This window comes from Companilactobacillus paralimentarius (assembly GCF_963227125.1).
In the GTDB taxonomy this organism is placed as follows: domain Bacteria; phylum Bacillota; class Bacilli; order Lactobacillales; family Lactobacillaceae; genus Companilactobacillus; species Companilactobacillus paralimentarius.
Genome location: NZ_OY724131.1, coordinates 1,035,121 through 1,056,372, shown reverse-complemented (window position 1 = coordinate 1,056,372; position 21,252 = coordinate 1,035,121). Strand labels below are relative to the sequence as shown.

Annotated in this window: 20 protein-coding genes and 1 CRISPR repeat array; of the genes, 1 reads left to right on the top strand and 19 read right to left on the bottom strand. The window is 37.1% G+C overall.

Annotated features, from left to right (window positions below):
• Positions 1-17: 17 nt before the first annotated feature.
• From ACI6PB_RS04990 to ACI6PB_RS04945, 10 genes are all read right to left on the bottom strand, one after another.
• Positions 18-1,724: a proline--tRNA ligase gene (locus tag ACI6PB_RS04990; protein ID WP_404327825.1), complete on the bottom strand. Its 1,707-nt coding sequence runs from the start codon at positions 1,722-1,724 to the stop codon at positions 18-20.
• 12 nt (positions 1,725-1,736) lie between these two features.
• A complete protein-coding gene (gene rseP, locus ACI6PB_RS04985; protein WP_025085182.1) occupies positions 1,737-2,999 on the bottom strand; it encodes an RIP metalloprotease RseP in 1,263 nt (420 codons plus the stop codon).
• Between the two features lie 19 nt (positions 3,000-3,018).
• Positions 3,019-3,813 carry a phosphatidate cytidylyltransferase gene (locus ACI6PB_RS04980; protein ID WP_025085181.1) on the bottom strand — a complete coding sequence of 265 codons (795 nt, stop codon included), beginning with the start codon at positions 3,811-3,813 and terminating at the stop codon, positions 3,019-3,021.
• A gap of 14 nt (positions 3,814-3,827) precedes the next feature.
• Positions 3,828-4,568 carry an isoprenyl transferase gene (locus ACI6PB_RS04975; protein ID WP_025085180.1) on the bottom strand — a complete coding sequence of 247 codons (741 nt, stop codon included), beginning with the start codon at positions 4,566-4,568 and terminating at the stop codon, positions 3,828-3,830.
• 8 nt (positions 4,569-4,576) lie between these two features.
• Complete coding sequence (frr, locus tag ACI6PB_RS04970; protein WP_025085179.1) at positions 4,577-5,134, bottom strand: ribosome recycling factor; 558 nt, start codon at positions 5,132-5,134, stop codon at positions 4,577-4,579.
• Positions 5,127-5,858: a UMP kinase gene (pyrH, locus tag ACI6PB_RS04965; protein ID WP_025085178.1), complete on the bottom strand. Its 732-nt coding sequence runs from the start codon at positions 5,856-5,858 to the stop codon at positions 5,127-5,129. Before pyrH ends, frr begins: the two co-directional genes overlap by 8 nt.
• A 168-nt stretch (positions 5,859-6,026) precedes the next feature.
• Entirely contained in the window at positions 6,027-6,902 is an 876-nt protein-coding gene (gene tsf / locus ACI6PB_RS04960; protein WP_025085177.1) for a translation elongation factor Ts, read from the bottom strand.
• Between the two features lie 67 nt (positions 6,903-6,969).
• On the bottom strand, positions 6,970-7,773 hold the full coding sequence (gene rpsB / locus ACI6PB_RS04955) for a 30S ribosomal protein S2 (RefSeq protein WP_025085176.1): 804 nt from the start codon (positions 7,771-7,773) through the stop codon (positions 6,970-6,972).
• Positions 7,774-7,896: 123 nt separating this feature from the next.
• Positions 7,897-8,181, bottom strand: a complete 285-nt coding sequence (locus ACI6PB_RS04950; protein ID WP_025085175.1) for a GIY-YIG nuclease family protein — start codon at positions 8,179-8,181, stop codon at positions 7,897-7,899.
• The gene (locus ACI6PB_RS04945; RefSeq protein ID WP_404327824.1) at positions 8,168-8,899 is read right to left on the bottom strand and encodes a tRNA1(Val) (adenine(37)-N6)-methyltransferase; all 732 of its coding nucleotides are present in this window, start codon (positions 8,897-8,899) and stop codon (positions 8,168-8,170) included. The genes ACI6PB_RS04950 and ACI6PB_RS04945 overlap by 14 nt, the downstream gene beginning before the upstream one ends.
• Before the next feature lie 62 nt (positions 8,900-8,961).
• Between ACI6PB_RS04945 and ACI6PB_RS04940 the strand changes: the two genes are divergently transcribed.
• Positions 8,962-9,591 carry a 1-acyl-sn-glycerol-3-phosphate acyltransferase gene (locus tag ACI6PB_RS04940; protein WP_025085173.1) on the top strand — a complete coding sequence of 210 codons (630 nt, stop codon included), beginning with the start codon at positions 8,962-8,964 and terminating at the stop codon, positions 9,589-9,591.
• Between the two features lie 26 nt (positions 9,592-9,617).
• Here the strand turns inward: ACI6PB_RS04940 and ACI6PB_RS04935 are convergent, their stop codons facing one another.
• The 9 genes from ACI6PB_RS04935 to ACI6PB_RS04895 form a co-directional block, all read right to left on the bottom strand.
• A complete protein-coding gene (locus ACI6PB_RS04935; RefSeq protein WP_034544610.1) occupies positions 9,618-10,550 on the bottom strand; it encodes an IS30 family transposase in 933 nt (310 codons plus the stop codon).
• 270 nt (positions 10,551-10,820) lie between these two features.
• A CRISPR array of direct repeats spans positions 10,821-11,092; the repeat unit is 28 nt; unit sequence GAATCATCCCCATGTATATGGGGAGCAC.
• A 29-nt stretch (positions 11,093-11,121) separates the two neighbouring features.
• Positions 11,122-12,024, bottom strand: a complete 903-nt coding sequence (cas2e, locus tag ACI6PB_RS04930; protein WP_404327823.1) for a type I-E CRISPR-associated endoribonuclease Cas2e — start codon at positions 12,022-12,024, stop codon at positions 11,122-11,124.
• Complete coding sequence (gene cas1e / locus ACI6PB_RS04925) at positions 12,021-12,977, bottom strand: type I-E CRISPR-associated endonuclease Cas1e (protein ID WP_404327822.1); 957 nt, start codon at positions 12,975-12,977, stop codon at positions 12,021-12,023. The genes cas2e and cas1e overlap by 4 nt, the downstream gene beginning before the upstream one ends.
• Position 12,978: 1 nt before the next feature.
• Positions 12,979-13,653, bottom strand: coding sequence for a type I-E CRISPR-associated protein Cas6/Cse3/CasE (gene cas6e, locus ACI6PB_RS04920; protein ID WP_025085955.1), 675 nt, complete (start codon positions 13,651-13,653; stop codon positions 12,979-12,981).
• A 15-nt stretch (positions 13,654-13,668) separates the two neighbouring features.
• Complete coding sequence (gene cas5e / locus ACI6PB_RS04915; RefSeq protein ID WP_404327821.1) at positions 13,669-14,388, bottom strand: type I-E CRISPR-associated protein Cas5/CasD; 720 nt, start codon at positions 14,386-14,388, stop codon at positions 13,669-13,671.
• A complete protein-coding gene (cas7e, locus tag ACI6PB_RS04910) occupies positions 14,369-15,439 on the bottom strand; it encodes a type I-E CRISPR-associated protein Cas7/Cse4/CasC (protein ID WP_404327820.1) in 1,071 nt (356 codons plus the stop codon). The genes cas5e and cas7e overlap by 20 nt, the downstream gene beginning before the upstream one ends.
• Entirely contained in the window at positions 15,439-16,041 is a 603-nt protein-coding gene (casB, locus tag ACI6PB_RS04905) for a type I-E CRISPR-associated protein Cse2/CasB (RefSeq protein ID WP_404281079.1), read from the bottom strand. The genes cas7e and casB overlap by 1 nt, the downstream gene beginning before the upstream one ends.
• A gap of 9 nt (positions 16,042-16,050) precedes the next feature.
• On the bottom strand, positions 16,051-17,763 hold the full coding sequence (locus ACI6PB_RS04900; RefSeq protein WP_404327819.1) for a type I-E CRISPR-associated protein Cse1/CasA: 1,713 nt from the start codon (positions 17,761-17,763) through the stop codon (positions 16,051-16,053).
• 2 nt (positions 17,764-17,765) lie between these two features.
• Complete coding sequence (locus ACI6PB_RS04895) at positions 17,766-20,597, bottom strand: CRISPR-associated helicase/endonuclease Cas3 (RefSeq protein ID WP_056955990.1); 2,832 nt, start codon at positions 20,595-20,597, stop codon at positions 17,766-17,768.
• Positions 20,598-21,252 lie beyond the last annotated feature (655 nt).

Genomic DNA, 21,252 nt, shown 5'->3' with positions numbered 1-21,252 from the left:
AAAAGGCCTAAGCCTCATTACTGATTCTTAAGCAATATTTTTATTGAATTTACTAATTCATTTTTACTTACTTCAATTGTCTCACCGGTGCTTCTAATCTTTAGTTCGACAATTCCATCGCCAGCCTTTTTACCAACAGTAATTCTAATAGGAATACCAATTAGATCAGAGTCGGCAAACTTAACGCCGGGACGTTCTTTACGATCATCAAGTAAGACGTCATATCCTTCATTTTGTAACAATTCAACGATTTCGTCACTTAATTTGCCTTGAACATCATTGTTGTACTTGATAGGAACAACATGAACTTGATATGGAGCCAAACTAACTGGCCAAATAATACCATTTTCATCACTGTGTTGTTCAATGATAGCTGTCAATAGACGAGAAATACCAATACCATAACTTCCCATGATCAATGGATTAGATTTACCATTTTCATCTAAGAAATTAGCACCAAGTGCCTTAGAGAATTTAGTACCCAATTTGAAGATATGGCCAATTTCGATACCACGTGTAAATTTGATATGACCATGACCATCAGGTGAAACTTCTCCCTCTTTGATAACACGGAAATCTCTAAATTCTGGTGTTTCATCAACAATATCTTCAAAGTTAGCATTAAACAAATGGACATTAGCTTTATTGAAACCAACAACAAAATTCATCAAGCCAACTAATGAACTATCATAAAGTACCTTAACTTTATCGTTGATACCTTTAGGTCCAATGAATCCAGGTACACTACCAAAGACATCCTTAACCTCGTCAGGAGTTGCTTCACGTAAGAAATCAGCACCTAAATAGTTCTTCAACTTAACATCGTTTACATCGTAATCTCCACGAATCATAACCATAACTGGTTCATCATCAGCCATGTAGGCAACAGCCTTCATAATTCTTGAAGGTTCAACTTTTAGCAATTCTGCCAAAGCGTCAATTGTATGTACATCTGGTGTATCAACAACTTTTGCTTCTTTTTTATCTTCAACTAAATTTTCTTCCATTTTACTTGCAGCCATTTCAAGATTAGCTGAGTAATCACTGTCATCTGAGTAGGCAATTGTATCTTCACCGATAGAAGCAATAGCAGAAAATTCCTTTGAATCAGTACCACCCATGGCACCGGCATCACCGATAATAGCTCGATAATTTAAACCACAAATATCAAAAATATTACGATAAGCTTGTTCCATTTGGTTAAAGATAACATCAAGTTGTTCTTTATTAGCTGTGAAAGAGTATGCATCTTTCATAATAAATTCACGGCCACGAAGTAAACCATTACGAGGACGATCCTCATCACGATATTTCATTTGCATTTGATATAAAACAAGAGGTAATTTCTTGTAACTATTCAAACTTTCTTTTACAACACTAGTAAATGTTTCCTCATGAGTTGGTCCCAAGATGAAATCACGTTCATGACGATCTTTAAATTTAAATAAGTTATCGCCATAAGTTTCATAACGACCACTTTCCTTCCAAAGATCAGCTGGTAAAATTGCTGGCATACGCATTTCTACGACATCAATTTTTTCCATTTCTTTACGAACAATATTTTCAATTCTTTGAATAACTGACCAAGCTAATGGTAAGTATGCATATACCCCTGCAGAAACTTGTCTAATATAACCAGCTCGCAACATCAACTGATGACTTACAGCCTCAGCATCTGAAGGAGTTTGCTTCAGTGTTGGAATATATAATTTTGATTGTTTCAAGTTCTTATCCCCCTATTTTATAAAGAAGCGCTGAATATCATTCCATGTAACAGCAATCATCAACAAGACTAGAATTCCGACACCAATCAGTGTAATAACAGTTTCATACTGTTCAGGAATTGGTTTTCTTCTGATTGCTTCAACGATATTTAATAAAATTTTTCCACCATCTAAGGCTGGAATTGGAATTAAATTAACAATACCTAGATTCATCGATAGCATTGATGTAAATAAAATAATATTAATAATACCTTGTGATGCCACTTTTGAAGTCATCGAGTAGATCCCCACCGGACCTGATAATTGATTAATATTAAAACCACCGGATACCATTTTACCTAATGCATGGAACACCATTACGGTCGTTCCCCAACTATATGAAAAGCCGTACTTAATCTTAGCCCAAGCACTTGAATCAGTTTTTGGCATAATACCAATAAACCCATAGCTTTGACCTTGTGACTTAACAGACTTAGGAATTAATTTAATTGTTTTAAGTTTTTTATTTGATTCAACTTTTAAAGTAACTTTCTTACCAGGGTTATTTTGAATGTTAGTTGATAAAGCAGTCCATGAACTAGTCTTCTTGCCATTTACACCTACAATCGTATCGTTAACCTTCAAACCTGCTTCTTGAGCAATTGAATTCTTTTCGATATGACCTAATTGATTAGTGGCAACACCATTCATCATGAAAGCAGCTAAAATAGCTGCCAAAACTGCTAGAACAAAATTATTGAAAGGACCTGCAAAATTAGTAATCATTCTCTTCCAAACAGAAACGGACTGAAGTTGAACATCGCGTGGTGCGATTTGAACCTCAGTACCGTCTTCTTCAACAATTGTTGCATCATGATCAACTGAATATTTCTTAACGACAGTTTCGTCGCCATTTTCATACCCTTCAATCACTAAATCATCGACTAAATCTGATTTAGAAATTTGAACGGGGACCGCATTTGCATCATAAACCTTACTGGAAGTTATTATTTTTATTACTTTATCTTGATCATTTAATACTAAAGATGCCATCGTTCCTGGTTGAATATCAGAATCATCTTCCTGAGCACCAGCCATACGTACATATCCACCTAAAGGTAATAATCTCAATGTGTATGTCGTATGATTCTTACGGTAAGCGACGATTTTCGGACCCATTCCTACAGAAAACTCACGAACCAAAATTCCTGATTTTTTGGCAGCATAATAATGTCCGAATTCATGGACAATAACTAATATTCCAAAAACGATTATAAATGTAATTATCGCGGTCATTTTAACCTCCACGAGATGCTTAAACTAAACCGAATATGTGTAACAAAGGTAATACGATTAACATACTATCGAATCGATCTAAAATTCCACCATGTCCTGGCAAAATATTTCCTGAATCCTTAACTTTGTAATATCTCTTATAAGCTGATTCAATCAAATCACCCATTTGTCCCATGATTGATAGAACAAAGGCAATCATCAACATTGTTGTCATTGAGTACTCTTGAGGTACAAAGTACATGTAAACACCAGAAAGAACTAGAGCCATGATAATACCGGCAATTGTTCCTTCCCAAGTTTTATTAGGACTAATTGCAGGCCATAATTTATGCTTTCCAATTTTTCTACCAAATGTATAAGCAAAAATATCCGTTGACCAAACAACAATCAAAGCATACATTAACAATCCCAAACCGGGATCTGAATTTCTTACAGCTGCTAAATAGTGGAATCCTGTACCAATGTACAACATTGAAACCACTGAAACGCCTGCATCTTCAAAATTAAACTTGTTCTTTGTTAGTACTGTAATAATCAATAAAATCACTGCAAAAACATAGAATAAATCTAATCTTGAAAAACTTTTTGGAAACCACCCACGGTAAAACCCATTAGGAACCACTAAGGCTAGCGTTCCTAGGATAGTTACTAAAAAGTCAAATGAAACGATGATACGTTTACGCATAATATAAACTTCAAAGACACCGACTGCGGCTAGAGCTGCTGCTGCAACTTCCAGCCAGACTCCACCTGCAAGCAATATGGGAATAAAGATTGCTAGTGCAATAACGGCAGTAATGACACGTTGTTTCATAATTTTCCCCCAAACTAAACAGAACCGTAACGACGATCTCTTCTGTCAAATTCTTTAATATCCTCGACTAAATCATCGACTGTAAAATCAGGCCAATAACTGTCATCAAAGATCATTTCTGTATAAGCTAATTGCCAGAGCATGAAGTTAGAAATTCTTTCTTCTCCACTAGTCCTAATTAGCAAATCCGGATCAGCTAATTCCTTTAAGTGATTAGTCAACAAATGATCTGCAAACATAGTGTCGTTAATCTCACTTGGATCTATTGAACCACTAGCCGCTTCGATTGCCAAATTTTTAGCAGCATTAACAATCTCAGCACGACCACCATAGTTAAAAGCAAAATTGAGGATCATTCCAGTATTACCCTTAGTATCCTCAACTGCTTTTAAAACTACTTTTCTGGTTTTGTCAGGTAAGTGATCAGTAAATCCGGTTACAAACACTCGAATATTTTCTTTAATTAGGTCCGGCATAAAAGTTCCAAAGAAGTCTACTGGTAATTTCATTAAGAAATTAACCTCTTTACTAGGTCGACTCCAATTTTCAGTAGAAAAAGCATACAAACTCAAAACTTTGACCCCAAGATGACTAGCTGCTGTAGCAATCGTCTTGACATTGTTCATACCTTCTTTATGACCAGCAATACGAGGTTGACCCTTTTTCTTAGCCCAACGACCATTACCGTCCATAATAATAGCAATATGCTTAGGAACTGATATATCTGAATCCAACTGTCTCTTACTCTCTGTCATAAAGACTATTATCCTTCAGTAATTTCTTTTTCTTTGGCTGCTGCTAATTCGTCAACTTGTGCAATAGCTTTATCAGTAACCTTTTGAACTTGATCTTCAACATCATGGAATTCATCTTCAGTTACATCGTTAGCTTTCAATTGCTTCTTAAGATCGTCCATAGCCTCACGACGAACGTTTCTAACGGCAATACGGCTCTCTTCAGCCTCTTTACCTACTTGCTTAGCAATCTCTTGTCTACGTTCACCAGTAAGCTGTGGAATGACCAAACGGATAACCTTACCATCATTAGCAGGGTTCAATCCTAAATCAGATGAATTGATAGCATGTTCAATATCATCCAATGATGATTGATCATAAGGTGTAATCATCAAAACACGTGCTTCCGGAATGTTGATTGAAGCAACTTGATTCAATGGTACATCAGTACCATAGTATGAAACTTTAACGTTACTCAAGATAGAAGCGTTAGCTTTACCCGCACGGATATTAGCCAATTCTTTTCTAAGAACGTCAATTGATTTTGACATATTTTCTTGTGCTTTTGTAACAGCTTTGTTAGTCATCATTACCACCCTTTATTATTGTTCCGATATTTTCTCCTTGAACAACTTTCTTAATGTTTTCAGCTTTGTTCAAATTGAATACGATCAATGGAATATCATTATCCATTGACAATGATGAAGCAGTTGTATCCATAACTCCAAGATTCTTATTAATAATATCAAGTTGTGTTAATTCTGCATACTTCTTAGCATTAGGGTCCTTCTTAGGATCAGCTGAGTAAACACCGTCAACGTTATTTTTAGCCATTAAGATAACATCAGCTTCAATTTCAGCAGCACGAAGTACGGAAGTGGTATCTGTTGAGAAGTAAGGATTACCAGTACCACCAGCAAAGATAACAACACGACCCTTTTCCAGATGTCTGATTGCCTTTCTTCTGATGTAAGGTTCAGCAACCTGGCGCATTTCGATTGATGTTTGTACACGTGTTGGGACACCAATATGTTCCAAACCATCTTGTAAAGCAAGTCCATTCATAACAGTGGCCATCATACCCATGTAATCTGCTTGGGCACGATCCATTCCCATTTCGGCACCTGTTTCACCACGCCAAATGTTACCACCACCACAAACGATGGCAACTTGAACTCCTAGATCATGAACACTTTTAATTTGTTCAGCTATTGTTTTGATAACTGGTGGATTAATACCAAAGCCTTTCTCACCGGCTAAGGCTTCTCCAGAAACTTTTAAAATTACTCTTTTATACTTGATATCAGGCATAAGTTCTCTCCTTTAATTTTGCTACTAAATATTTTAACATATTCGCTACACTAAATTTATCCAAAGACTATTTTTAAATAAATTTTGTGTGGATACAACCCTAAATATAAAGAAAAAGCCGTTTAATTCAAAATGAATTAAGCGACCTTTCCAAAAAATGTTTTTAAACTACTTCATTTGGTTCTTTACTTCTTCAGCAAAGTCTTCTTGTTTCTTTTCGATTCCTTCACCAACTTCGTAACGAACAAATGAAACAAGTTTAGAATTCTTTGATTCAACGAATTGTTGAACAGTCATGTCTGAATCCTTAACAAATTCTTGGTCAGCCAAACTAATTTCTGACAAGAACTTGTTTAGACGGCCTTCAACGATTCTAGGAATAATCTTTTCAGGTTTACCTTCAGCCTTTGTTTCTTCAGTAAAGATAGCCTTTTCGTGTTCCAAACGATCTGCAGGAACTTGATTACGATCCATGAATTCAGGGTTGATAGCAGCAACGTGCATAGCAACATCCTTAGCAGCATCTTCGTCGCTACCTTCAAGAGTAACGATAGCACCGATCAAACCGCCATTATGTAGGTATGAACCGAATACTTGTGAATCTGTCTTATCAAGAACCTTGAAACGTCTCAAGGAAATCTTTTCACCAATAACAGCTGTTAAGCCTGTGATGGCGTCGTTAATTGTTTGGTCACCAATCTTAAGTGCCAAAGCTTCATCCATTGTCTTTGGTTCGTTAGCAACGATAGCCTTACCAATTTCATTTACAAGATTGATAAACTTGTCATTTGATGAAACAAAGTCAGTTTCTGAATTAACTTCGATGATAGCAGCTTTGTTACCTGAAACTTCAATGTGTGTCAAACCTTCAGCAGCAATGTTTCCACTCTTCTTAGCAGCTTTAGCTACACCCTTTTCGCGAAGTTTGTCGATAGCCTCTTGCATGTTACCGTCAGCAGCAACCAATGCCTTTTTAGCATCCATCATACCAACGCTTGTCTTATCACGTAATTCTTTAACTTGAGCAGCAGTAATTTTAGCCATTAGTAATCCTCCAGTCGTATAAATAAAGCCATCTTACTCAGATGACTCTATTTTACGCTTATTATTATTATTTATCTTCGTTATTGTTCTTAGCTTCTGCTAAATCTTCAATAGATTTTGCATCGGCAGCATTTGAATTTTCATCTTTGTTGTCGTCTTTAGCAAAGTCTGCATCTGTAACAGCTTCTTCACCTTGTTTACCTTCAACAATAGCATCTGCCATCTTAGATGTAATTAATCTAACGGCACGAATAGCATCATCATTTGAAGGAATGATAACATCGATAGGATCTGGATCTGTATTTGTATCAACCATAGCTACGATAGGAATGTTAAGTTTCTTAGCTTCGTTAACAGCAATGTTTTCCTTATGAGGGTCAACAATGAACATAACATCAGGGATTCTTGGCATATCTTCGATACCACCAAGGAATTTCTCTAACTTAGCTTGTTGCTTTGTAAGTAAAGCAACTTCCTTCTTAGGTAGACGATCAAAAGTACCATCTTGTGACATTGCCTTGATGTCCTTTAATCTCTTGATACGTTTTTGAATTGTGTTCCAGTTAGTTAAAGTACCACCTAACCAACGATGGTTAACATAGTATTGACCAGCACGTGTTGCTTCTTCAGCAATAGCATCTTGTGCTTGTTTCTTTGTACCAACGAATAGGAAAATACCATCATCACCGGCAACGGCCTTCATATAGTTGTAAGCATCGTCGATCATGCGTACTGTTTTTTGTAAATCAATGATGTAAATACCATTTCTTTGTGTAAAGATAAATGGCTTCATCTTAGGGTTCCATCTTCTTGTTTGGTGACCGAAATGTACACCGGCTTCAAGAAGTTGTTTCATAGAAATAACTGACATAAAAAGTTCCTCCTGGTTTTTACCTCCACCTAAGTCATGTCTAGTTGAAACACATCTGTGCACCAACAACTAAATCGTTAAGTGTGTGTATTCAATACAGATAAATATTATAAGGGAATATTATTATGAAATCAAGTAGTCCTGCCAATTTATTCCATTACTTTTTAATAAGTTCTCTTTTTGCGTTCGTGATAACTTTTTGATAGCAATTTCCCGCTTTAAAGCCTGTGATTTATTTGCTAATTCCTCGGTATACATTAATTTAACTGGTCGTCTATTTTTAGTATACTTAGCACCCTTGCCAGCATTGTGAGTCGCAACTCTCTTCTTTACATTGTTACTTGTGCCAGTATAAAAAGTTTTGTCATTGCATAAAAGCATATAAACATAATATTTACTCGTTTCCATTAATTATCTGACTAGCCTCTTTAGTTAACTGATGATTTTCATCATAAATTATTAAATCTGGTTCAACCTTTAGCGATGCCTCTTTAACTGTCTTTATAACATCAATCAAAACCAGATTAGCATCTTTCTGTGAACTAGTTCTGACAAAGCGTATGCGCTTTGGTTGCAGGCGCTGTTGTAACATTAAGGCAATTAATTCACTCAAACGCTCTGGTCGATACACTAAATATGCATGAGAATTTTCCTTTAACAAAACTTTAATTGCATATAAGATATCCTCTAAATTAACTTTTAATTCATGACGCGCAATTGCTAAAACTGGATTCTCCTTCAAAGCAGTTTGATTGGAAACTTTAAAATAAGGTGGATTGCAAACTAGCATGTCGACCGTATCATGATTAATATGTTTTTGAACATTTTTTAAATCATCGTTGATAAGATGTACTTGTTGTTCCAAATTATTATCTTCAATACTTTTTTGAGACAAATTAGCTAGCTCTTTTTGGATCTCAACTAAATATATTTGAGCCTTAGTTTTCGAGGCCAATGACAACCCAATGGCTCCATTTCCAGAACATAAATCGACTATTTTTCCCTTTTTAACAGTTTTTGCAAAATTATAAAGTAAAATAGTATCGAGGTTAAATGAATAAAGTTTTTTATCTTGATTAATAATTATTCCGCTATTAGAAATAATATCTTGAGAATAAATCGACATGTTACACCTGCTTTATGGTATTTTAAATAAGTTAAGATTATTTTAGGGAGAATGATAATTCTATGTTTTATAAATTTATCCGTGTAATAGCGAGAGGCATTGTTTTCATTTTAAATGGCCGTTATAAAGTCGTGGGTAAAGAAAATCTGCCCGACAAGCCTTTCATCTTAGTAGCACCGCACCGTACTTGGTGGGAACCAATTTTCTTTGCATTAGTAATTTCTCCACGTGAGGCCACTTTTATGGCAAAGAAGGAACTTTTTAAGAATCCGATTTTAAGGTTTATTCTTGTACACGCGCATGCTTTTCCTGTTGATCGTGCTCATCCTGGTCCTTCGGTAATAAAAACACCCGTTAAGGCATTGAAAAAGGAAGATAAAGTTTTAATCATGTTTCCATCAGGAACTCGTTACTCTGAACAACTGAAAGGTGGAGCCTCACTGATTGCCAAACTTTCAAAAGCCCCATTAGTTCCCTTCGTTTATCAAGGGCCCTTATCTTTTGGTGGTTTAATGAAGCATAAACAGATTACTATTGGTGTAGGACCTGAAATCGACTTTGACTTCAAGGCTAAGCTTGATGAAAAACAAACTAAACAAGTCAATGATGATATGGAAAAAGCTTGGGATAGAATTGATAATGAAATTGATCCATCCTTTGAGTATATTCCACCTGAGAAAAAAAATAAGTAACTATATAATATGGTAGATTGCAACAATTAATCGAATTTTTCGGACAAGTCACCAAAGAAGACTTGGAGTGGCGTTTTCCACCCTAAACATTTCCGGGGACGCCAGTTTAAGTACTTTGAGATCATAGTCAGCTCTTCGTCCGTAACGCTCTCAATTGGCTGGTTCTTTGGAATGTGTAGCCGAATCTCGCGGTTCAACCGTTCGTTGGTTCCGCGTTCATGTGGCGCATACGGGTGGGCAAAATAATGGGCAATTCCGCAGGCTTCAATTTCCTTGAAGCCTGCGAATTCCTTACCGTGATCACTGGTGATTGACTTGACCAAGCCGCGCAACTCCTCGTTAAGCTCTAGGATTGCCTTAGTCATAGCTTTACTATCACGTCCCGGTAAACGACGAATAATCATTAGTCGGGACTTACGATCAGTAAAGGTAGCTAGGACCTCGCCCCTGGTTTTTCCTGATAGGATGGTATCGACTTCAAAATGACCAATCTCTTGACGCAGGTTAGCCTCGTCCGGGCGTTGGTTGATAAACTTCGCCCCACGTGTGTACTGACCACGACCGTCGTGGCTCTTTCGGTACCGCACACCGTGGTCTGGAAGGACCTCGCGTTTGATGTCCAACCAGCCCTTGTCCAGCCAGTTATAGAGGGTTTTGAATGGCATTTGGAGAATATGCGCGATGACTTCAAAACTCCACCGCTGTTCGAGAATGATCCCACGGACGAATTCTCTTAAATTCTCTGTTAGAAGAGTTTTCCGCCCCCGGTGAGTTAGCTTCTTTTCGCAGTCTTCCTGAGCTTGATCAGCGTCATAGTATCCCTTAGGACAGCGCTTTAGTTCATAGTTGATGGTTGAAGGAACTACACCAACTTCTTCAGCAATTTGTTTTTGTGAGTAACCAACCTTAAGCAGCGTTTGGATGACAGTTCTATCCGATAATGTTAAAATGTGACTCATGGGTAATGGACTCCTATTGTTTATAGTTTTGTCACTTAAAACAATACCGGGTCCATTGCCCTTTTTCTATCCAAATTTTTCGTCTGGGTAGAATTCTATTTAATCTTACAATCTACCTAATCAAATAATAAAATTTTTTTGGTTATTATGCATTTAAAAATCATCTTCAAAACCTCACGTATAATCTATGTGGGGTTTTATTTGCTTAAATATAAAATAATTGGTTTCCTATTTCATACACTAACCATTAAATTATAACCATATTTAATAGAATCATCCCCATGTATATGGGGAGCACCTACAAGTATTAATGCAAGTGGACGTAAGAAAGGAATCATCCCCATGTATATGGGGAGCACGGAACCTTTTTATACAAAAAAATCGCTAGTCAAGAATCATCCCCATGTATATGGGGAGCACAGAGCCCATGGCATAAGTCAAGAAAACATAGTGGAATCATCCCCATGTATATGGGGAGCACGTTTTTTTGTACTCTCAATTGGTTCATTTTTTAGAATCATCCCCATGTATATGGGGAGCACACTTAAAAAAAGCCGTTACATAGGCATTTTCAAATTACAAGGTTGCCGTTTTTTATTAACTTCTCTGCTAAAGACAACGTAGCTTGAGCACCAGATAATGCATGATGTGGATCTAAATTCTCTATCTGATATGCCTCCAAGACAGTTGTTAAACGATAGTTATCTAAAAACTCCTGAGTTGTTTTTACTATTGGCATAAGATCGTGGGTAGAGTTAGTAAATTCGGTTTTTCCAACTTTCCGCAATGCTTCCGTTAAAAACCCTTCATCAAATTCAAGATTATAACCGATGATGACTGAATCCTTAACAAAATCAGACAATGCCTCTAATCCTAATGAAAGCTCAACACCCTGTTTTTGCAACTGTTCTGAAGTGATTCCGGTAAGTTCAGTAATTTTGGATGGTACTAAATCCACACTTCGAATTAATTTTTCAAATTGCAGTAATTGTCCGTCGGGCATTATCTTGGCTGCTCCAATTGAAATAATTTCTGCTTTAGTACTATCCAATCCAGTTGTTTCTAAATCAAGTGCCACCAAAGGTTTTGATAATATAGGCTTTACATCTTTTCGATATTTAGTCATACGTCGATGTGACATTGTCATCCCTTTATGGAATTTGGCCGCACTACTGAACCCATGTTTAACTGGCACCTCTTGTTGCTTTAAATGCATCATTAAGGGAATACCATCATAATCGACCACTTGTCGATCCTTACGTGTTGTCCGAAACTGATAGCCTAATTCAGTGGCAGCATTATACGCCATTGTTGCTTCACCGGTCCCAATATTTTTCAAAATACGTTCCCAGAGTAGGTCACGGACTCGTGCACTGACATTACCTACATACACACCTGTTTGAATCTCCTGATACCATTTAGTCAAGTCACCACGAAGTGAAGGCGGAACTTTAGATAAAGTAACAACAATCATTCGTCATCACCTGCCGTTACATCATGATACTGAACTCCCATTTTCTGCATACCAAGTTTATCATCCGAAAGTTGAAATAAATCTGCGCCATCTTGACCATCATCTATGTTTAATAGATTTTTCAAATCAGTCACCATCTGAGACAATAGTTTACCGTCTCGAAAGGCATCTCGCATAGCTAATCGTGTTCTAGCTGCTAGATCTTCTTCTTGACTATATTTTGCAGTCATTTCGAATGCAACAGGAATAGATATTTTTGCTTTATACAAATCTGCAAAATCGTAAACAAAAGATAAATCGTGACCTGTGTGGACAAATCCCAATCCTGGTGATGCCCCTAACGCCACAATTACACTATAACTCAATCCGTAAAGTGCTTGATGTGCTGCAGTCAAAGCCTGATTAATTGGTGTACCCGACTCAAAATTATCTGGATTATACTCACGACGATTCCAGGGTACATTTGTTTTTCTTGATTCTTTGTGATAAACACTTCGAACTCTAGCACCTTCTTTGCCACGAAGTTCTTGCATAGACAACCCTGAAACATCTTGATCAGGAAAGCGCATCTGATACATCTTACGCGCAACAGCAACTCTAGTACGTTGATTCGAAACTAATTTTGCTTGTGCTTGTAATAAACGTGATGAGTGGTTCAAAGCACGACCATGAGCATATGCACGTACTCCTTGCTCACCAACCCAGACTACAGCCATAGCTGAATCTCCAATTAATTCCATAGCTCTATGAGTTACATTAACCCCAGGGCCCAACAATAAGACACTCACCATAGCAGCTGGAATACATACAATTCCACGTTGATCCGTCACTTGAATAGCACTATCCTGCCTATTAACATCAGCATGTTCTAAATATAAAAAGGTCATACGATCTTGTACACGACCAAGTTCAGAAATTTCTGGCTTCTTAGCACCCATTTTTCTTTCTGACATATTAAGCCTCCGGAATAACAGTCATCATTCCCATACCAAAAGCTTTTTCACGTCCAATTCCCTTTACTAAAGTCTGTTTAAAAGTCTCTGCATTTTCAACGCGTAACAGGCCTTCAAACGTTACTCGACTGAGACGAACGGCTCGTCCTGGATTGCGGTGTAACATTGGCCAATCACGTTCGACAATTTTAAAAGCCAGCGTCTGCGTTTCATTTAAATCATTAACACCAACTTGTTTGACCAATTCAAATCCAGACTTCTCTGATCGATCTACCAACCATTTTTCCTGTTGAGTAACTGTAACATGAGGGAAAACTTTCCCACGTTTTTTTCCAGGACGTGTAATCGTATGTGTGGGATTAGCCGTCAATCGGAAACGCATAATCTGACCATCATGAATTTTGTCTAAGAATCCATCGTATGATTTAGTCACAATAGTTCCTGTAACACCATATTTCAATAAAAACTCAGAATCAGGTATGGATTCACTCATGATCAATAAATACTTTTTCCCCGCTAATGTATCCAAACGCCACAAATGTCTATGACGTTCTCCGGTCGCTATTTCCTTTGGAAAGCTCTGCTCAACCCAGTTATGATATGCACCTAAATGAGTAAGATCTTTGATTTTTGCACGATTTTGAACATCAACTTCAACTCTTGATAAATAATACATAGACTACCCCCCTTTCTAAAGTGCACTTAATGCATCATGTTCTGTTGATTCATCAACTGCTATACAAGAATGTGTCAGTTGAACTCGTTCTGTTGACATTGCTCGATAACCAAAGTATCGATTTCTTTGATCAAATGAACCCACTCGATCTTTAACCATTACACTATGATGATCGTTAAGTAAATTTGCATCTGCATATATATCAACTTTGGGAAACATTTTACCAGGATTTTGTTTTCGATAAACTTTTTGAGACCAAGGTGAAACTTGCCAACCTAAATTTTCCAGAACTGTTACAGGATTTTTATCGTCAAGTTCTTCCATTAGAAGAACCCCTGCTGGAACATTAGCTCGACGCCCCAAGAACAACTGATAATGCGGATGACGCAGTGCATTGTGAATTTTTGTAATTTGTTGATCATCATTACTTCCCACGGCAACTACAAATACTGCATCTTGTATGTAATCGCGATAAGTAATTTTGCGAACATTCTTTTTCCATTCAACAGTATGAAAATCAGTTAAAATTTGTCCAGCTTGGTCAATTCGTACAGCAAAATTCAAATCATTCAATTGCGAGATTCGTGGATCCTCTCTTGAATAACCCAAAGCTGCTGCAATCATTCCAATAATTGAACTTTTTGAAGGATAATCTCCGGTTGTCCGACGTTCAAACGTAGCCTCATCACCATAGGATTGTAAAGGCGACGTCAATCTAATCGTTAGTATTTTCATCCTCAACCACCTTCGTCAACTCCGTCATAACCTGTTTCAAGAGATCAGACAAGTTTGTTGCTGTCTTGCCAGCTTCTGTATTGTATTTACTCAAAGCTACCGTCAATAACGGTTGATCTACAAAATCCAATGTCTGCTTATACTCGTTTTCTAGTCGTTCAACAGATTTTTCAACATAACCATCGTTAGATACAACTGGTTTTTCGAATGCCGAAACTAAATTGACAGGTGTATCTTGTCGAATCGTAACCATGACATAGTTTGGAAGCGTTTTGTTTGCAAAAGTATTCTGTTTTCCAGTTGGCATTGATAGGGCAAAATCTTTGATAAAAGCAGATATACCAGCGATGGCATCTTCTTTATTCAGATTATGAACTAATTCATTGACATTCACGTTAGCATACCGATATAGTGTGGCCGAATTAAACTCAATAGTTCCTAACATAGCGGCTCCACTAGTATCTTCACCTTGTTCATCATCTAAGGCAGTAAAGTAATCATATTCAGGAATCACTTCATGAGTTGAAATTGCATGAGCAACTTGTGAGGCGGCATCAACATTTAATTCAGGATTATCGGCTACCATTCGACCAAATAAAGCTAAATCTAGGGATTGGTCCCCCTTAAGAACTTTTTTAATTTCTTTTTTATCAAGTTCATCATTATTGAGTATGTACTGAGCCAATTTTTTAATTTGGCCATTACTGATTAAAAGTAAAGCACCCGTCTCATTATTTTTGTCAACCTTGATACCAGCTGATTTAAAAGCTTCATTAGCTTTGGTTAAAGCAGCTTCTTCATCAAGAGAACCATCTTGCTTACGTAACTCATTAGCCAATAATTGAACAGACTCTTTTGTTCGTGAACTAAATGTCACATGATCTTCCTTAAATGCATGGCGTACGACGTGTTTCCAACTTTGTGAAGAAACTCGAGCTCTCGTAACACCACCATACAAAGCGGTCTTAGGTGCTCCTGTATCATCTCGATTTAAATTAGATGATGGAACAGTTTGAATGATATTTATGTCTAAATATAAATTATTGGTCATTAGTTTTTCTCCCCTTCAGTTGTCTTCTGATTTTTCGTGCTCCAATAGTACTGCTGCCCCCAGCGCAAATGAACTTGGTTCGCAACATCAACACCAAATTGTGCATCATATAAATCTTGTGCTAATAAGGCATAATCAATTTTAATTGTTGGATTAGTGGCTTTTAAAATACTAACCAAATGAGATAAAGACTGAATCATACTAGCCACATTACTTGTTGCCAAGAGTGCTTTCACTCGACGATCCAGAGCTTCTTGACGATCTGGTTGATTTCTTAACTGAGCAAGCGCTTTAAATAAACTCACTCCTTTATTCTCATCATCCCCGTGAACTGAACTGTAAACAAATTGTGTTTGTCCTTGTTGATGAATCGCATAAAAACGAATGGCTGCATATACTGCCGTTTCCGCATAAGTGGGACGACCATCGCGACTTAACATCTTTTCATCCAGATTAGCCATCATCACTGGCCAAACAGACTGTGCTTGCCGACTTAACAGCGTAGCAGCACCTCGAACATTTGATAAAACAGCTTTGTCTGGTTTTCCATCTCTCCAAAGACTCCGAATCACTCTATCGGTAACCTTTTCTATTTTTCCCATAACGATATATCACTCCTTATCCTGAGGCCCTAAATGTATGCGAACATTATAATTTAGTCTTCTTCGAGCGGTAAAAATATTCAACAAACGGCCTTTATCATCCTCAATACCACTGACGTCCCTAGGAGAACTAGACTTCATGACATCACGAACTGTGTCATTTAAAATATCTTCTAATTGCTCTTTCCATTGTTCAATTTTTTGATCTCTGTCATCATCACCAGTCAATTGGGATAGCCATTCTTTAAATGGAGCATTCAATTTCTGATAAAAACTGGCACTTAAATTGCTGGCAAATGAACGCGCATCCACATTACGTATTTGACCAATTGTTGAAGCAAAATGGTAAAAATCTGTTCCAATCATTTGAGTTGTATCTATAGCATCTTCAATTCGTACAGGCCAATATTCCGCAATTTCAGGATCAAACAACACGTCTGATTGTAATCGTATATCATCGGCTACTTCAACCGCTGGAGCCTGTGAGGTCGCATTACCATCGCTGATCAGAGTTGTTGAAGCTAATGTTAACAATTGATCATTTGCAATGACTGATGTATCTTGATCTTTTATATCATGCAACCAACTAACAATTCCAGGTTCCAATTGTCCTGAATTGCTGTGAACATCAACGTAATTACCAAAGTTTCTCCACATAGAAATACTCAACGAGCGAAGACTCTTAACAGCAGGACGATATTCCCCTGTTTTTTTGTCTACTCTCCACGTTGTCATTGGTTCAATAAAAGCACCTGTAGCTTCAAAAATTGGAATCCCCGCACTAAAAATTAATGGATGCTTATTATCTTGCCATTCAATATGAAGAATTCGTGACCAAGTTGTATAAAGCTCTGCTAGATTATCCGGTACCACCTGTTGTTTACGAACAGCAATGTAATCTTGAATCTCATACTCCCAAACTGGCTTTTGTAAGGCTAACGGGTCTACTTGTTCACCACCTAATTTCAGATTCAACATCAGAGTTTCAAATACAGTCTGTCCTTGGGCATAAACTGGATTAAGCCGATACAACCAACCCGCAGAATTGGAAAACTTTTCTTTCGTCTCAATTTTGGTTTTGTCAGTTACACCTGTAAAGTTTTGATAACTAATCAACCAACGCACAAGTTCATCAATATCAATTGAATTCTTCCGTTCGCCCGTTTTTGGAGCAAAAATTGATGGCGTATTCCCACTTTCCGAAATACGTCGATTAAGTTGTTTAACTAGTACCTGACCTTTTCCCTTTTCGACCCGTTTATTACTAGGAACTAGAGCGTCATAGTCAGCGGTCGTCACTTGATAAAAGGGATGATCACCAAACATATCAAAGCGATTATCGTAACACTTCAAATAATCTGTCACAATTTTAGAAAATTTTCCTGCTCGATAGAGTTTGTTCCACGTATCGAGTAAATCTTCATTAATATCCTCAGCATCTGTATCATCATCAACATCTGTTGCTTGCATTGTGTCAGAATCCACGGTAATCCAAGAATATGGCATATTGCCAGCATTATAACGCGAATATACTGTAGTCAAAATTGCTAACAAAAAACGCATAATTGCTAAATCCTGTGAGCGCATTTCTCCGGCCAATTGACGATAGTCTTGTGCATGACTAAAAAATTCAATCAGTGATACAGACTTCTCCCGTCCTGTATCAGTCTGTATCACTTTAATCCAAGGATCTGTTGTCAAATTAAAGCTCTGACTCGTCATATTTACTTATCCTCCTTTGTATAATTTAATCCTAAATCTTCTGAATACATTAATCGCCAGTTGCCAAGAGTTGCTGATAAATTATCATCCAATGGCAATGCCAAGGACCCCCTTAACCATGGGCTCTCTTGCCATTTATCAAAGTATTCTGCAGTTTTATCTTCTAGATCATTTATAACTTTAGTAATCACGGCAGCATTAGGCGTAATGGCCATTGGTAGACGAATTACTTGTTCAGATATTTCACGATCTGAAACGTCTCTTAATGACCGTCCATCCACTAAATATTGTCCTTTTGCTGTACATTGTATCAAGATAACCTCAACCGTTTCTTGAATATCTCTTACCGCCGCATTAGCACTTTGTTCATCTTTATTTAAATTACGGAAATCATAATCTAACCAACCATGAATAGTCGATTTAAGTCTAAATTTTGGTGCCGCAATTTGGAAAACCTTTGAACGCTGTTTTTCCTGTGCTTGATCTTTATCTAACTTAATTCTCGATTCTCCGATTTCTGGAATTAAATCATCCGTTTTTGGATCGTATACTTCCTGTACTAACTTGGAAATATCATCCGGTAGAGTTACCGTATCTTGCAAAAAATAGTCAGTTTTCATCAAAAGATACTTTTCATAAATAGCTTCATTAGCATCGCCATATTCATATGGGGCTTGAATTCCCATAACAAATACTTCTGGAATATTCAAAGTTTCAGGTCTTTGAATATCATGCCGATGTAAACGACCAGCACGTTGTAAAATCAAATCAATGGGAGCAATATCCGTATATAAAACATCAAAATCAATATCAAGCGACTGTTCCAATACTTGAGTTCCAATCACAATCATTTTGTGTGGGCGATGACCGTCCTTACCAATAAGTCTTTGCAATTTTTCCTCTTGCTTAGACCTTTCAGGTGCTAAGAATGCGGAGTGCAATACCATCAAGGGAGTATCGCCCATAGTTTGATTCTGCTGAAATGCTTTGGCAAGAGTTTGTGCTCTTTTAACAGTATTGACAATAATACCAGCTACTCCGCCTTGTTTTATTTTATCTGTAACTGCTTGAACCAATTCTTCATCATTCACGTTTAAACGTTGTACATACAAATGAGTAGATTTTTGATTCTTCTGATCAAATTTAGTTAGTTGTTTTAATTCAGGTCCGTCCAAAATTGTCAGTAACGGATAAGCTTGCGTTGTCTCCCATCCATCTTTAGCAATTAATTGATTCTGATAGCTTAAACCATATTTTCCTTTTAAGTACGCTTTAACCAACTGATTTCGTTTTTTAACTGGCAAAGTTGCCGAGAGAATAATTACCGGCACATGATAAGCTCCTAACCAGTTCATAGCTTTAAAGAGATAACTAGACATATATGTATCATACGCATGTACCTCATCAATAACGACAACTTTTCCACTGAATCCAAGATGACGTAAAAAAAGATGCTTCTTTTTTAGTCCCATACGTAATAGATTATCAATAGTTCCTACTGTAAAATCTGTCAGAATTGATTTTTTACCTGTAAACCAACTGTTAACAACCACTGATCCAGTTTGATGTTGCTTGCCATTTTCACTCTGCTCATAAATATTGCTAGCCTCTGGCAAATTAGTGAATTCTGAATTATATTGTCGTTTACTCTGCATCAAATCAATTTGTAATTTTTTTCCTTCATCATCAGCCAAAAATTTTGTCCACTCAAGCACTCGCGTAAACATAGCATTGGTTGTTGCTTGTGTTGGCAACCCCATAAAAAACCCATTTCTGCCAGTTTTATATGCAAGTTGTTCCGCTGCAATTAAAGATATTTCTGTTTTTCCAAGGCCCATACCCGCTTCAACAATTACAAGTCCGGGATCAGTTGTAGCCTGAATTGCTTGAGTCATAGCTAATTGAACCGGGCGTGGAGTATATCCCCAATGATTAAAATATGGATTAGTATTATCATTCAGTATCACCTTTTGTGGAACCCATTTGTCGGATTGCTTCCACGTTAAAATGGCATTCTTAAATCGACTTGTCATATCTATGTCTTGATAACCTTGATCAAGCCCAATTAACGGAAACAGAGGTTTAGATCGATCTTCATTCAACCACTCACTTGAAGATAGCCAATCTGCCATAATCAGAAGTCCTTCTAAGATAACTGCCTGTGGTTGTCCAACCTCTGGAATTTCACCAGCCTCAGTATATCCAGCTAAATTCATTCCATAATCAAATAACCGTTGTCGAGTATCTTGCCAAGCTTGTTTTTCTTCCTGTCGACGTTCTTCCTCAATAGGATCTTTAACATGCCCATCAACTTGATCGTAGTTGGCAGTATAATTTCCCAATTGAATTCTGAGATTATGTTTTTCAGCCGGTTTACCATGATGACCTCCAATGATAGCCCCTACGGAAGCAGGAATATTAAATGCATCACTTTCTAAGATTGCTTCTCCAGCTAATGCATGAGGTGATTTTTGTGGAGATGATAATCCAGATACTCGTAATTCAGAAAAACCATTTCGATTCAAGCGTTCAATCAACTCTTCATCAAGCGAAGCATTATTATCGTAAGATTTTTTTGTTTGAAAAGCCGGTGTGGCTTTCCCAATATCATGAAAGAATCCCAAAAATTTAATTAGCTTTTGCATGTCTTCTTCAGAAACCGACTGAGTTAACAATTCTCTTTGACCGGCATTTAACCAATGATAAAAAAGCCAATTCATCACATGACTGCAATCTACTAAGTGGGCAACTAATGGAAGCCACAACATTTCCCCATCATCTACATGTTTTTTTGCCCATAAACTAGTTTCTCTACTCGTTAATTTTACTGACATTTAATATTTCCCCTTTTTAGAGAGATTATCTTTCAAATTTATCTACGCAAACGGCAATGTAATCGTTATCTTTATTATGCCACTATTAATATAGTTAGACTTGTAAGAAATGAAAATTTACTTTCTAATATCTAACCTCATTACAAATTAGCTCATGACTAAATCTATTTACGGTACAATTTCACTTCTGAAAAAATTATGATAAAAAAAGAGCTCTTGGCTCTAATTAAAACCATCCCATGTATATGGGGAACACTTATACTTAGGCCGTGGATGCTTGGCCGAACCAGAATCATCCCCATATACATGGGGAGTACCCTTTATAGATTAAGGGATGTTCTTCAACGATAGAATCATCCCCATATACATGGGGAGTACACTTTGCTATTAAATTTGAGCCGCAACGCTTGAGAATCATCCCCATATACATGGGGAGTACTGAGGTTCGAAAGCGAAGAATTGAACGTTGGCAAGAATCATCCCCATATACATGGGGAGTACACTAAGAAAAGACCGTTAGATCAACATTTTAAAATTAGAAAACCACTTATTTTTATTAACTTGTCCAATAAGATTACCAATTTCTTAAAGAATAACTTTCTTTTTCGTTCTATGCAACGCTATTTTCAATAGTTTCAATGACCAATAAAAAATA